We start from the raw sequence: 12,440 nt of genomic DNA, 5'->3' as shown, positions 1-12,440 counted from the left end.
CGGTGTTCTACAGGCTCCAGCCCCAGAACTGTAGCCACCAGCCATACGCCACCAGCCCAACAGCCAGTAGCAGGCAAGCCGAGGCCGCGCAGCGTCGCGCCAAGGGTGTGTCGGCCAACTGTTGCCACGCCAGCCACACACACCAAGCGACAGCCCCGGCCAGCAATGCGCCGCGCGCCGGTTGCACCCATTCCAGTAACAACCCTTCATAACGCAACAACTTCACCGTGGTTGCCGACAGCCCGAGGAACAGCCCCGCACCGCCAAGGGGCGTCAAGGTCAGCGCCAGGGCCCAATACCGTGCACGGTCCCCACTCAAGCCTGCGGCCAGGCGCACCAGCCCCATCAATGCGCCGCCGATCAACAGGCTGCTGGCGCCCAGGTACACGACGATGCAAAAGCCATCCAGCCAACTGAAGCTGTCGTTGGCCTGGGGATAATGAGTCAATAACCACCAGGGCGCGCTGTCCTGCAACGGCCATAGCCAATCGTGTTCCACCAGCCACTGTGCGACGAACTGTTTGAACGTGATGAACCAAGGGCTGACGGTCCACTGGAAGGCGCCCATCGCCAGGCCGATCACTCCAAATAGCAACAAGCGCGTATCCCAGGGCTGCGCGGGTTTGCGCGGGGCCTGGAGGATTTCGCTGTTGCATGAACGGGCAATCAACTGCACCGCGCCGCGTTGCCCGCTACAGCGCCCGCACGCGTGGCAATCGCTGGCGCCTTGCAGGCGGCGGATGTCCAGCAGCGGCGCGCAGTTGGGCAAGGGCAGGCGCGGGCCGTCGTTGGCTTTCCAGCGTTGCTCGTCGACCTGGAAGTGCACCGGCGCCAGGCGCGCGAGCAGGGCGAAAACACCGCTGACCGGGCACAGGTAGCGGCACCACACCCGTTTGCCGCGCACAAACAGCAGGCCCACCAGCACTGCGGCCACCGTTGAGCCGCCGAGGATCAGCAAGGCGGCCTGGGCGTAGTCGTACACACTGATCAACTGGCCGTAGAGGGTGGTCAGGCAGAAACCCACGGTGGGCCAGCCGCCCCAGCGGATCCAGTTGGGGATACCCAGGCCGCGGCCATGGTGGCTGGCCCATTCGCTCAAGGAGCCTTCGGGGCAGAGCACGCCGCACCACACACGGCCAAACAGCACGATGGACAGCACCACGAACGGCCACCACACGCCCCAGAACAGGAACTGTGCCAGTAGGGTCAGGTTGTCCAGCAGGCGCGCCTGGCTGCTGGGCAGCGCGAGCAACGCGGGCACGACCAGCAGTCCTGCGTAGAACAGCACTACCGCCCATTGCACGCCGCGAATCAACCGCCCATGGCGGCGCATGCCATCCCCCAGGCGTTGCAGCCAGGGGCTGTTCACAACGGCGCTCGTCGGGCGCGATACAGCCCTTGGCCGACCAGCAGCCAATAGCCTGCCAGCACCAGCAGGGTGACTGCGCTGGGCGTCGCGCGGTACCCGGCAAAGCCGGCGAGCACTGCGCCCAGGCCGTGGCTGTCACTGAGCAGGGCAGTGCTGTCCCACCAGGCTTCGCCCACCAGGGTGTAGACCCAATCGGGCATGTCCATGGCCAACAGCTGCCCGCCAATACGTTCCACGGCGGCCACCAGCAGGGCCGCCGCCAACAGCAGCAACAGCACCTCGCTGAGAGCAAAAAACCGCGACCAGGAGATCAGCCGCCGCGTGCTGCGCAGCAGCATCACCGTCAGCCCGGCCAACACCAGGCCGAGCACGCCGCCAACGGCGAACAGGCCCAGTGCCGGGCCGTGTAGCTGGGCACCGGCACCGTACAGGAACACCACGCTTTCGCTGCCTTCGCGGCTGACCGCCAACAACGCCAGCAACAACAACCCCAGGCCGCCCTGGCGCGCCGCGCGCTGGTCGGCGTCGCGCAGCAGGGTATGGCGCAGGTTTGGCCCGTGGCGGTGCATCCAGAACACCATCTGTACCATCAACAGGCTTGCCAGCAAGGTCATGCCGGCCTGGAACCATTCGCCGCTGGGGCCGCTCATGGCTTCGCCGGCCCACAGCATCAAGCCGGCCAACCCGGCGGAACACAGCAGGCCCAGCGCCACGCCGGCCCACAGGAAGCGCCCCAGGCGCGAGCCCTCGGGCTGTTGGCTGATCCAGGCCTGGAGAATGCCGATCACCAGCAACGCCTCGACGCTTTCGCGCCAGACGATAAACATCGATTGATTCATCAAATGCTCCCGGGCCGTTATTCGGCAAGGATGCTGCCCTCGGGCAGCTGTGAGTTGAATTCGTCGAAAAACGGATAGGCGCCGGGCTTGAGCGGGTGGATCACGACAAAGGTGGTCACCCCCGGCGACAGCACTTTTTCCACGCGCAGCGGCGTGCTCTCGAACTCGGCCGGGCCCTGGCCGATATTCTTCAGCACGATCTTGAAGCGCTGGCCGGCCGCCACCTTGAGTTGTGCCGGGTTGAAGTGGCCGTCTTGCAGGGTTAATTCATAGGTGGGCAAGGGCGCCGCCAGAGCCGTGCCACAGGCCAGCAGCGCGCACAAGGCGAGGGGATTGCGCATTCAGTAACCGCCTTTCTTGCCGATCCCCGCATAGACGAATTCGTAATGCACTTCGCAGCGCTCGAACCAAGGGGCTACGCCCGTTTCCTTGTCGGTATGCCGCCCCAGTGAGCCATGACCGCTGGGCGGCATCACCGTGAAGGTCAGTTGGTATTTGCCAGGGCCGAGCAGTTTGACGTTGTCGCCGTAATGCGGCCCGTCGTTAGCCACCATGGCGTGGAATTCACCGATGATCGGGCTGGCACCGCCTTGTTTCTGCAGGCGGAACGTTACGTTCAGGTAGGGTACGAAACTGCCTTCCTGGAAGCCCTGCTGGTTGTCGGCGGTGGCGCGGATGTCGGCCTCCAGGTGCACATCCGAATCGGCAGTGGCGCGCATCATGCCCGGTGGCGCCATTTCGATTGGTTGCAGATAGACCGCGCCGACTTCCAGGCCGGGACACATTTGTGGCTCGCCGATCGGGTATTCCTTGGCGACGGCCGCGCCAGTCGACAGCAGCAGGGCCAGTGACAGCGTGAAGGGGATGCGCATGGGTGTTTCCTGACAGGGCAAATGAGAAGCCGAGTCTAGAAAGCTTTGCTGTAAATAATAATGATTCCCGTCAAGTTTCCAGGTCTGTGGCCACAACCATTCTTGACGTTGGTCAAGGCTGTGGGCAGGCGCTGGCCGTAGGATCAAATCACCGCCCACCGCTGTGGAGCCTGCTCATGGCCAAGCCGTTCCCGCTCAACCCCAAACACCCCGAGCGTATCTGCTGGGGCTGCGACCGTTATTGCGCGACCACTGCGCTGGCCTGCGGCAACGGCGCCGACCGCACCATGCATCCGGCCGAGATGATCGGTGAGGACTGGTACCTGCATGGCGACTGGGGCATTGAGTTGCCGATTGCCACGGATAAGGTGGCGCAGGGCAACTGACCGCGAAGGAGGCAATGTGCGGCGCCGTTGCCGGGTATGCAGGTGGTGGCGGATAAAAAACGGTTAAATGCAAAAAGAGTTGTCCACGAAAACCGTGGGTATCTCTGTGGATAACCTTGCGTGGCCCCGGCAGCACTGGCGATTCTAGCTGCGGTCAATATTTGATCAGGATCGTTTGCAAGCCTTTTGGCGCGCGGCTTGCGCTTGACACGCATCGTTGAAATCGGTGCCGGATTCGCACTTTTACAGCAAACCCTGCAGTGCCTGGCGATAGCTGCGCCCCCCCAGGCTCAGGCTGTTGTTGTGGCTGGCTCCCGGCACCAGCAGCAAATGCTTGGGCTCTTGGGCGGCATCAAATAATTGCTGGCTGAAACGCGGCGGTACGTAGCGGTCATCGAGGCCGTGTACCACCAGCAAGGGCATGTGGATATCGGCGATTTTGTCGATGGAATCAAACTTCTGCGACAGCAACCAGCGCACCGGCAGCGAGGTGTTGGCCACCGCCGCCGCAACATCGGCCAGGGAGGTAAAGGTGGATTCGATCACCAGCCCACGTACCGGTGGCGGCAGCTGTTGCGCGGCGGCCTGCTGACCCAGTTCGGCCGCGAGGTCGATGGCTACGGCGCCGCCCAGGGAGTGGCCGTAGATCAGGCGCTTGCCCGGCTCCGGTTGCAGCACCTGGAAGCGCTCCCAGGCAATCCGTGCATCCTGGTAAACGCTGGTTTCTGATGGCAGGTCGCCCCGGCTCTGGCCAAAGCCCCGGTAGTCGATGGCCAGCACGGAGTAGCCCTGGGCGTGCAGTTGCTCGATGCGAAACAACTGGCCGGTGAGGTTCCAGCGCACCCCGTGCAGGTAGAGGATCGCCGGCGCGTCTTTTTTCGCCGCCGGCCACCACCAGCCATGCAGGCTCTGCCCGGACTTGAAGCTGGCCGGCTTGAGTTCGAACTCCTGCACATCGCTGGGCAGGCCGCGATACCAACTGGCAGTACCGGGCTCGATACGAAACACCAGTTCCCGCTCCTTGTGTTGCAGCACATTGCACCCCACCGGCAGGCCCAGGATCAGCAGTGCCATGCACAGCAGGGGCAGCCAGCGCAGACGCAGGCGTGAGAGAAAACGTGAGGACATGGCGGTTCCAGGGCGAGCGCAAAGCAGGATTTTTACCAGATGCCTTGCCAGTGAAGGGATTATTCAGACAGCCGTCAGGGAGCGATTGCTTGCAAAGTGTTGCAGGCGGTCTGCACGCGGTTGCGTCCCTGGTCCTTGGCGCGGTACAGCGCCTGGTCTGCCTGGGACAACAGCCGCGACAGATCGTGGCAGCCCGCAGTGGTGGTCACCACCCCGATACTCACACTGAGGAACCCCGGCGCCAGCAGGTCCAGTTCGGCAAACCGCTGGCGAATGCGTTCGGCGACCTGCACGGCGCCTTGCTCATCGGTATCGGCCAGCAGGCAGGCAAACTCTTCGCCGCCGATGCGCGCGAACAGATCGTGCTTGCGCAGGATCGACGAGGTCAGTTGGCTGAAGGCAATCAACGCCTGGTCGCCCATGGGGTGCCCGAAACTGTCGTTGAGGCGCTTGAAATAGTCGAGGTCGCATAACAGCAAAGTCACCGGCTTGCCGTGTTGCTGGCTGTCGGCCAGAAGTTTTTCGCCATGCAGCATGAAGGCCCGGCGATTGCCGATACCGGTCAGTACGTCGGTGAGGGCGGCGGCCTTGAAGTTGAGCTCGGCGCGCTCCTTGACCATCGCCAGGGTGACGTAGGCGATGCCGATCGCATACAGCATCGATTCGAACAACATGAACGAGAAGAACGGCACGCCTTCGCCCACCAGCGTGTTTTCATTCTTGATCGGCATGCCGGGATCGACCACGGCGCGCACGCAGTAAAACGTCGTGTGAAACAGCATCAGCCCCACCGCCGGCAGATAGGCCACTTCCAGGTGTCGGCGATGGCGCCACAACTCCAGCGCCGACAGCACGCCATAGCTGGCGGCTACCAGGGAGTACAGGGTCACCCGGCTGGACATCGAGCCATAAAACGGTGGCACCAGGCACATCACCAGCCACAGCGCCGGGCCTGCGAGGATGCCCGGCAGGTGCGGCTTGCCATGGACGAACAGGCGCATGGCGGTCCAGTTCATGGCGGCGCTGAGCAACAGCACCACATTGCCCAGGACCAGCGCGACAAAATCCACGCCCACGCCGCGCACCACGATCAAGGCGGTGCCGAGGGACGCCAGCAACAGCATCACCCCCAAATAGCCCAGGGTGGGCTCGCGCACACGGTGCCAGGCGTGGACAGTGAGCAGGCCCATCAGGCAAAAAACGAAGACCGCGACCATCAAGAGCGTCGGTATGTGCAGCATCATGTCCTTGACCCCGCAAGATGCACTGTCGAGATAACCCCCGGCAGACACACGCCAAAGCGGTCATCCGGTGCAGAAAGGGCGCAATTGTAGCCGGATAACGCGGATCAATGCTGGCCTAAGGACAGCTTGACGCTGAGCGCACGTCCCCGACATGCTGCGCCCCCCTGCGACCAAAAGGACTTCCCATGGACAACAGCCCCGTACGCATCACCGACGAAGAGCTGCTCTCGGACAACTGGTATCTGCTGAAAAAGTACAGCTTCGATCTGCGCCGCCGCGACGGCAGTTGGCAAGCCCAGACCCGCGAGGTGTACGACCGCGGCAATGGCGCGACCATCCTCCTGTACAACACCTTGCAGCGCACGGTGTTGCTGATTCGCCAGTTCCGCATGCCGACCTTCGTCAATGGCCACGACGGCTACCTGATCGAAACCGCCGCGGGCCTGCTGGACAACGCCAGCCCTGAAGAGCGTATCCGCCTGGAAGCCGAGGAAGAGACCGGCTACCGCATCGGCCATGTCGAGAAAATCTACTCGGCATTCATGAGTCCGGGTTCGGTGACCGAGCGCATTCATTTCTTTATCGGTGAGTACCAGCCTGGCGACCGTGTGGGCGAGGGCGGCGGGCTTGAAGAGGAGGGCGAGGATATCGACGTGCTGGAGCTGGGGTTTGACGAGGCCATCGCCATGGTAACGCGCGGTGAGATTGTCGATGGCAAGACCATCATGCTCCTGCAATACCTGGAGCTGCGGCTGCTCAAGGCGACCCTGACGCTTGCGTAGACGCCGGCTTTCCGGCTCCTGCAGGGGCATTTTCTTCAATACGCACTGGCTACAGGAACGTAGCGTACAGGCCTCGTCCCCCTGTCATTACAAAAAGGAAGTGCAATGAGTGTGCTCATGTCCATGGCCGCCTTCGCCCTGGCGACCTCTATCACCCCCGGCCCTGTCAATATCGTCGCCCTTGGCTCGGGTGCGCGCTTTGGTTTTGTCGCCAGTCAGAAGCACGTGGCCGGCGCGGCGCTGGGGTTCACGGTGTTGTTGGTGTTGATCGGCCTGGGCCTGCACGAACTGCTGGTGCGTTGGCCGATCTTGACCCAGGGCATCCAGTGGGGTGGGGTGGTATTCCTGCTGTACATGGCCTACAAGCTGGCGATCGATGACGGCCGGCTGGATGCCCAAGAGGCCGGCGTTGCGCCGTCGATGTTGTATGGCGCGGTCATGCAATGGCTCAACCCCAAGGCCTGGCTGGCGTGCGTGGCGGGCATGGGGCTGTTTGCGGCCGATGGCGAGGCCACGCGGGTCTGGCAACTGGCGGCGGTGTACCTGGTGATTTGCTACCTGTCGGTGGCGTGCTGGTCGTATGTGGGCACGTTCTTGCGTCGTTACCTGAGCAATGCCCAGGGCATGCACCTGTTCAACCGGGCCATGGCACTGTTGCTGGTGCTCAGTGTGGCGTACCTGTTGCTGGGCTGAGTCAGCCGCGATATTGCCCAGGCGTGGCGGCCAGGTGTTGCTTGAACGTGCGCTGGAAGTGCGCCTGGTCGGCAAAGCCTGCGGCCAGTGCCACATCGGCAATCAACTGGCCGTTGCGCAGTTGGTTGCGGGCAAACTGGATCCGCTGGTTGACCAGGAATGCATGGGGTGTCATCCCGTAAGACTGCTTGAACGCACGGATCAGGTACGACGGCGACAGCTGCGCGGCCTGGCAGATCTCGTCGAGTTTCAGCGCCTCGGTGCAATGTTCGCGGATGTACTCGGCGGCGCGTTCGAGCTTGTGATTGATCTCCCGTAGCCGCGTCGCAGCGGGGTTCAGGCGCAGCTGTACCTCAGTGAAAAAACTCACCACGGCACTGTGTTTGTGCAGCTGTTCGGCGTGCTCGTCGGTCAGCACGGCGTACAGCTCAAGCAGGCCTGCAAACAGCAGCGGGTCATCGGTATGGGTGGTGCTGAAGCGGCGAAAGTCCAAGTCGCAGGCAAACCCCAACTGGTGTTGCAGGTCGGTCAGCCAGGGTGTGTCGATATAAAGCATGTGATACGACCAGGGCTGGTCGTCGATGGGATTGCAGGCGTGCACGTCGCCGGGGTTCATCAGCACCACGGTGCCGGTGTGGATTTGGAACGTGTCCGGGCCATGGATATACAGGCTCTGCCCGGCGGTGATCGCACCAATCGAGAAATGATCGTGGGCATGCCGGGTGTAGCAGACCTTGCGCCCGTCATCGATGGTGCGCGCCTCGATAAACGGCAGGCTGGCATCACGCCAGAAGCGCGGGGCGGCCAGGTCGGGCAGCGACATGATGCAATCTCCGAAGATCTTGTAGGAGCCCGATGATTGCACATAAATACGGAGCCGACCTTATGTAGGATCCGGTTTGCCTGCGATGGCGGTGGTTCAGTCGGGGGATTTGGCGACTGCTCTACCGACATCGCGGGCAAGCCAGCTCCTACATTTTTAGGGGGCGTATCCAGGGCTTAGAAGTCCCAGCGCGTCGCCAGTTGCAGGCTGCGCGGCTCGCCGTAGAAGCCGGTACCGAAGTTGCCCAGGCCGGTGTAGTACTTTTTATCCAGGGCATTTTTCACGTTCAAGGTGGCACTCAGGTGCTCGTTGAAGCGATAGCGCGCCATCAGGTCTACCAGGTAGTAGCTGTCCTGGGTGATGCGTGTGTATTGGCCGAAGTTGACCGTGTCATTCGGGTTGGGCTGGAACACATTGCCGAAGAACTCGCTCTGCCAGTTGACCCCGGCACCGAGGGTTACCTTGTCCAGCGCGCCAGGCAGGCGGTAGGTGTTGAACAGGCGCACCACTTGTTGCGGCGTGGTGGTTTGCAGCACCGAGCTGTAGACGTAATCGTCGTTGGCATCGCGGGTGTGCTGGTAGGTGTAGCCGGCCGAGACATTCCAGCCGTCCAGCACTTCGCCAGCCAGTTCCACCTCAAAGCCCTTGGTGGTGGCACCGGCAATCGGGCGATAGATCGAGTCGCTTTCAAAGCCCGAGACGTATTGCGCGACGTTGTCCTGTTCGATGCGGAACGCGGCGAAGCTGGCATTCAGGCGGCCATCGAAAAAGGCCGCCTTGAGCCCGGCTTCGTAGGTGTCGCCTTCGATTGCGTCGAGCAACTTGCGATCGGCGTCCTTGCTGTTCTGTGGCCGGTAGATCTTGGTGTAGCTGCTGTACACCGACCAGATATCGTTGAGGTCGTAGACCACCCCGGCGTAGGGCGTCACCACCCCGGTTTGCTTGTAGCTGCTGCGGGCGTCGGCGGTCGTTGCAGCGTAGAAGTCGGTGGTGTCGGTGTTGCTGAAATTGCTGACGCGGGTACCCAGGATCACCGACAGGTCATCGGTAGGTTTGAGGCGGGTCGCCAGGTAGGCGCCGGTCTGGCGTTGCACAATATCGTTCTGGCCGCTGCGCGGGATGTCCGGCTTGGCGTATTCGCCACGCCAGTCATAGATGCTGCCGCCCACTGGCGGGTAGATCGAGCCGTAGACCGGCACATCCTGTTTTGAACGGGTCGCCATAAAGCCCATGATCAACTCATGCTCGCGGCCAAACAGGCTGAACGGGCCGTTGAGGTTGACGTCGAGGGTGTTCTGCACCTGGTCGCCCTTGTACTTGCCCATGAACATGTACATGCCTTCGCCGGTAACCTGGTCCGGGTTGCCACCGCTGGCGGAGGCGAGCAGGGTGTCGTGCTGGCTGCGCTTGCGGTCCAGGCTGACTTTGAGCGACCAGTCGTTGGCCAGTTTTTGCTGGACCGAGGCGAAGATCGTCTGGTTCTGGAAGTCGCGGCGGCTCCAGTCGGCAGCCGGGTTGAACGAGCGCGAGAAATTCGTGCGATTGCCATTGCTGAAATACATCGGGAACCCGGTCCAGCTGGCGCCACGGGAGCGGGTGTCCTGCTGGTCTATGCCGAAGGTCAGCAGGGTGTCGGGGGTCAGATCGGCTTCGAGGATGCCGTAGGCAATGTCCTTGGTGTGCTGGTAGTGGTCCAGGTACGACGAGCGATCCTGGTAAACCCCGACAAAGCGCCCGCGCACATTGCCCGACTCGGTCAGCGGCCCGGAGATATCGCCTTCGGTGCGGTAGTTGTCCCAGGAACCCACGGTGCCGGTGACCGAGGCCTTGAAGTCCTTGGTGGGCTTTTTGCGGATCAGGTTGACCGTGGCCGAAGGATCGCCTGAGCCGCTCATCAGGCCCGATGAGCCCTTGATGATTTCCAGGTGGTCGTACACCGCCATGTCGGTACTGGTGGTGCCGTAGTCGTACACACCGTCATAGGTGGAGTTGACGCCGTCGTACTGGAAGTTGGTGATCGGCAGGCCGCGGCTGGAGAACTCCCAGCGCTCGCTGTCGTAGTTCTGCACGCTGACGCCAGGGGCGCGGCGCAGGGTGTCGGCGATGTTGTTGGAACCCTGGTCATCCATCTGCTGACGGGTGATCACGGTGACCGACTGCGGTGTCTCGCGGATCGACAGCGGCAGGCCGGTGGCCGAGGCCATCGAGCCGGTGGTGTAGGAGTGGCTGTCTTCGGTGGTGGCACCCAGGGCCACGCCGGAGATGGTGGTGGCGCCCAGCTCCAGTTCGCCGGTATTGAGCGGCGCCAGTTCCAGCACATAGCCATTGTCGCCCTGGGGCTGGGCCTGCAAACCACTGCCTTGCAATAACCGCTGCAACCCGGCGGCCGGGGTGTAGCTGCCACTGAGTCCAGGGCTGGTCTTTCCGGCTGCCAGGCTGTTGTGGCCGGCGATAAACACCCCGGACTGCTCGGCAAAGCGATTCAGCACGCTGACCAGCGACCCAGCGCCGATGTTGTAGCTGCGCGTGGTTTGCTGGGTAGACGGCGTTTCCACCGCCTGCACATTGAGCGGGCCCAGGCAGAGCAGGGTCGCAGTGATGGCCAGCGCCAGGGGGCGCAGCGTGAAAGCAGCGGGTTGCGGCATGGAAGGTTCCCTACGGATTCGGCGAATGTGAAAGCGTCTGCTGGGTTAACCGAACGAACGTCGAAAAGGGGAACTGCGGGAGTGAAAAAATGTTGCCCCGATCAATCTTTTGTAGGAAGCGGCAAGCCAGCTCCTACAGGGCGGTGTGTCTGGGGCCTACGTTGACCCACCACGGCAGCATTCTGTCTACCTGGATCGGCAACGCCGCCTCCAGCAGCCGCAACGCATGCTCGCTGTCCTTGAGCGGGAACGAGCCCATCACTGGCAGGTGGGCCACGGCCGGATCACAACCCAGGTGGCCGGGCCGGTAGCGGTTCAGTTCGCCAATCAATTGGCCCAGGGGCAGGTTGTCGGCCAGCAGCACACCCCGGCTCCACGCCTCGCGGGTGGCGGATGCCGCGACCGTACTGCGGATCGTGCGCCGATCGAACACCGCCTGTTGCCCGGTCTCGATAATGCGCACCTGCTGGCTATCGGCGGTGCGCACTTCTACCCGGCCGTCGAAGACATTCAGGTGGGTGCCGTCCTCGCCTTGCAACACACTGAAGCGGGTGCCTAGGGCGTGCAGGCGGCCGTGCTCGGTGTCGACCAGGAACGGGCGCTGGAGGTCCTTGGCGGTGTCGATCAGCACTTCGCCAAAACGCAGTTGCAGCAGGCGCTGCCGGGCGTCGAACCGCACGTCCATGGCGCTCAGGGCGTTGAGCCAGATATGGGTGCCGTCGGTGAGCACGGCATCGCGGATCTCGCCGCTGGCCGTGGCGTAGTCAGCGCTCCAGCCGCCGACCACCCGGGGCAGGGCGGTGCTGCGCCAGGTGCCCCAGGTCAATGCTGAACCTGCGCCCAGCACCAGTAGCGTCTTGAGGGTTTGCCGCCGGCTGCTGCGCAGGGCGCGGCCAGCGCCGATGGGTTCGTCGGTCAGGGGTGCGAAGCGTTGGCTGACGCGCTCGACGTAACGCCAGGCGGCCTGGTGCTCGGGGTTCTGCCCCAGCCATATTTGCCAATGCTGCTGCGCCTGGCTGTCGCCTTGCGGGTCTTGCAGGCGCACATACCATTGGGCTGCCTGCTGCAGGCTGGCGTGGCTGAGTTTTGCGCTGGAGTTCATTCCACCAGCAACCCGTCGAGTTCGGCTTCCAGCACCGCGCAGTGCAACAGCGCCTGGGCCATGTATTTTTTCACCATGCGCTCACAGACCCCCAGTTGCACGGCGATTTGCTTGTAGGTCAGGCCATGCAGTTGCGCCAGCAGGAACGCGTCGCTGACCTTGCGCGGCAGGCGCGCGAGCATGGCGTCTACTTCGTACAGGGTTTCGACGATGATCGCCCGCTGTTCCGGCGATGGCTGCACCGCTTGCGGGCGCTCGGCGAGGCTTTGCAGCCAGGCCTGTTCCAGTTGACGGCGGCGCCAATGGTCGATGCACAGGCCCCGGGCGATGGTTGCCAGGTAGGAGCGCTCACGCACGGCATCGGCCTGGTCGGGCGGGCGCTTGAGGACGCGGATAAAGGTGTCTTGCGCCAGATCGGCGGCATCCCAGCGATTGCTCAGGCGCCGGCGCAACAGGCCGAGCAGCCAGGAGTGGTGGCTGCCGTAGAGCTGACTGAATGGCGTGGGGGAAGTCGACACAATATCCAACCGGCGCTGATGCCATGACGTGAATAGGAA

The 12,440-nt window shown here is 63.1% G+C and carries 13 protein-coding genes; 3 read left to right on the top strand and 10 right to left on the bottom strand.

From position 1 onward, the window contains the following. Positions 1–7: 7 nt before the first annotated feature. Genes ACSSVH_RS13880 through ACSSVH_RS13865 form a run of 4 tightly spaced genes read right to left on the bottom strand, consistent with a single transcriptional unit; the run spans position 8 to position 3,080 of the window. Positions 8–1,333 carry a 4Fe-4S binding protein gene (locus ACSSVH_RS13880; RefSeq protein ID WP_492634714.1) on the bottom strand — a complete coding sequence of 442 codons (1,326 nt, stop codon included), beginning with the start codon at positions 1,331–1,333 and terminating at the stop codon, positions 8–10. 32 nt (positions 1,334–1,365) lie between these two features. Further along, the gene (locus ACSSVH_RS13875) at positions 1,366–2,208 is read right to left on the bottom strand and encodes an FTR1 family iron permease (RefSeq protein WP_169953216.1); all 843 of its coding nucleotides are present in this window, start codon (positions 2,206–2,208) and stop codon (positions 1,366–1,368) included. Positions 2,209–2,225: 17 nt separating this feature from the next. Next, a complete protein-coding gene (locus ACSSVH_RS13870) occupies positions 2,226–2,549 on the bottom strand; it encodes a cupredoxin domain-containing protein (protein WP_169953218.1) in 324 nt (107 codons plus the stop codon). Then, positions 2,550–3,080: an iron transporter gene (locus ACSSVH_RS13865; RefSeq protein WP_169953220.1), complete on the bottom strand. Its 531-nt coding sequence runs from the start codon at positions 3,078–3,080 to the stop codon at positions 2,550–2,552. Between the two features lie 176 nt (positions 3,081–3,256). Between ACSSVH_RS13865 and ACSSVH_RS13860 the strand changes: the two genes are divergently transcribed. Beyond that, complete coding sequence (locus tag ACSSVH_RS13860) at positions 3,257–3,466, top strand: DUF3079 domain-containing protein (protein WP_172311545.1); 210 nt, start codon at positions 3,257–3,259, stop codon at positions 3,464–3,466. Positions 3,467–3,709: 243 nt separating this feature from the next. On the opposite strand, the gene ACSSVH_RS13855 is transcribed toward ACSSVH_RS13860, so the two are convergent. Then, positions 3,710–4,594, bottom strand: a complete 885-nt coding sequence (locus ACSSVH_RS13855; protein WP_492633331.1) for an alpha/beta hydrolase — start codon at positions 4,592–4,594, stop codon at positions 3,710–3,712. 74 nt (positions 4,595–4,668) lie between these two features. After that, complete coding sequence (locus ACSSVH_RS13850; RefSeq protein ID WP_492633330.1) at positions 4,669–5,838, bottom strand: GGDEF domain-containing protein; 1,170 nt, start codon at positions 5,836–5,838, stop codon at positions 4,669–4,671. Positions 5,839–6,023: 185 nt separating this feature from the next. Between ACSSVH_RS13850 and ACSSVH_RS13845 the strand changes: the two genes are divergently transcribed. Together ACSSVH_RS13845 and ACSSVH_RS13840 are read left to right on the top strand one after the other, a co-directional pair. Continuing rightward, complete coding sequence (locus ACSSVH_RS13845) at positions 6,024–6,620, top strand: GDP-mannose pyrophosphatase (protein WP_492633329.1); 597 nt, start codon at positions 6,024–6,026, stop codon at positions 6,618–6,620. 105 nt (positions 6,621–6,725) lie between these two features. After that, positions 6,726–7,313 (top strand): LysE family translocator, encoded by a 588-nt coding sequence (locus tag ACSSVH_RS13840; protein ID WP_492633328.1) that lies wholly within the window; start codon positions 6,726–6,728, stop codon positions 7,311–7,313. Between the two features lies 1 nt (position 7,314). Here ACSSVH_RS13840 and ACSSVH_RS13835 read toward each other — a convergent pair whose 3' ends face one another. The 4 genes from ACSSVH_RS13835 to ACSSVH_RS13820 all read right to left on the bottom strand — a co-directional run bounded on the left by ACSSVH_RS13835 (position 7,315) and on the right by ACSSVH_RS13820 (position 12,410). After that, the gene (locus ACSSVH_RS13835) at positions 7,315–8,136 is read right to left on the bottom strand and encodes an AraC family transcriptional regulator (protein ID WP_172311539.1); all 822 of its coding nucleotides are present in this window, start codon (positions 8,134–8,136) and stop codon (positions 7,315–7,317) included. A 176-nt stretch (positions 8,137–8,312) separates the two neighbouring features. Beyond that, a complete protein-coding gene (locus ACSSVH_RS13830; RefSeq protein ID WP_170041301.1) occupies positions 8,313–10,781 on the bottom strand; it encodes a TonB-dependent siderophore receptor in 2,469 nt (822 codons plus the stop codon). Between the two features lie 133 nt (positions 10,782–10,914). After that, positions 10,915–11,883 carry a FecR domain-containing protein gene (locus ACSSVH_RS13825; RefSeq protein ID WP_492633327.1) on the bottom strand — a complete coding sequence of 323 codons (969 nt, stop codon included), beginning with the start codon at positions 11,881–11,883 and terminating at the stop codon, positions 10,915–10,917. After that, a complete protein-coding gene (locus ACSSVH_RS13820; RefSeq protein ID WP_169953240.1) occupies positions 11,880–12,410 on the bottom strand; it encodes a sigma-70 family RNA polymerase sigma factor in 531 nt (176 codons plus the stop codon). The genes ACSSVH_RS13825 and ACSSVH_RS13820 overlap by 4 nt, the downstream gene beginning before the upstream one ends. Positions 12,411–12,440: the final 30 nt, after the last annotated feature.

This window comes from Pseudomonas sp. HC1(2025), assembly GCF_058742075.1.
The sequence above is the reverse complement of the archived record's forward strand: the minus strand, read 5'-3'. Positions and strand labels throughout refer to the sequence as shown.

Coding starts and splice junctions, on each gene's coding strand:
- ACSSVH_RS13880 (WP_492634714.1), bottom strand. CDS start 1,333: ATGCGCCGCCATGGGCGGTTGATTCGCGGCGTGCAATGGGCGGTAGTG.
- ACSSVH_RS13875 (WP_169953216.1), bottom strand. CDS start 2,208: ATGAATCAATCGATGTTTATCGTCTGGCGCGAAAGCGTCGAGGCGTTG.
- ACSSVH_RS13870 (WP_169953218.1), bottom strand. CDS start 2,549: ATGCGCAATCCCCTCGCCTTGTGCGCGCTGCTGGCCTGTGGCACGGCT.
- ACSSVH_RS13865 (WP_169953220.1), bottom strand. CDS start 3,080: ATGCGCATCCCCTTCACGCTGTCACTGGCCCTGCTGCTGTCGACTGGC.
- ACSSVH_RS13860 (WP_172311545.1), top strand. CDS start 3,257: ATGGCCAAGCCGTTCCCGCTCAACCCCAAACACCCCGAGCGTATCTGC.
- ACSSVH_RS13855 (WP_492633331.1), bottom strand. CDS start 4,594: ATGTCCTCACGTTTTCTCTCACGCCTGCGTCTGCGCTGGCTGCCCCTG.
- ACSSVH_RS13850 (WP_492633330.1), bottom strand. CDS start 5,838: ATGATGCTGCACATACCGACGCTCTTGATGGTCGCGGTCTTCGTTTTT.
- ACSSVH_RS13845 (WP_492633329.1), top strand. CDS start 6,024: ATGGACAACAGCCCCGTACGCATCACCGACGAAGAGCTGCTCTCGGAC.
- ACSSVH_RS13840 (WP_492633328.1), top strand. CDS start 6,726: ATGAGTGTGCTCATGTCCATGGCCGCCTTCGCCCTGGCGACCTCTATC.
- ACSSVH_RS13835 (WP_172311539.1), bottom strand. CDS start 8,136: ATGTCGCTGCCCGACCTGGCCGCCCCGCGCTTCTGGCGTGATGCCAGC.
- ACSSVH_RS13830 (WP_170041301.1), bottom strand. CDS start 10,781: ATGCCGCAACCCGCTGCTTTCACGCTGCGCCCCCTGGCGCTGGCCATC.
- ACSSVH_RS13825 (WP_492633327.1), bottom strand. CDS start 11,883: ATGAACTCCAGCGCAAAACTCAGCCACGCCAGCCTGCAGCAGGCAGCC.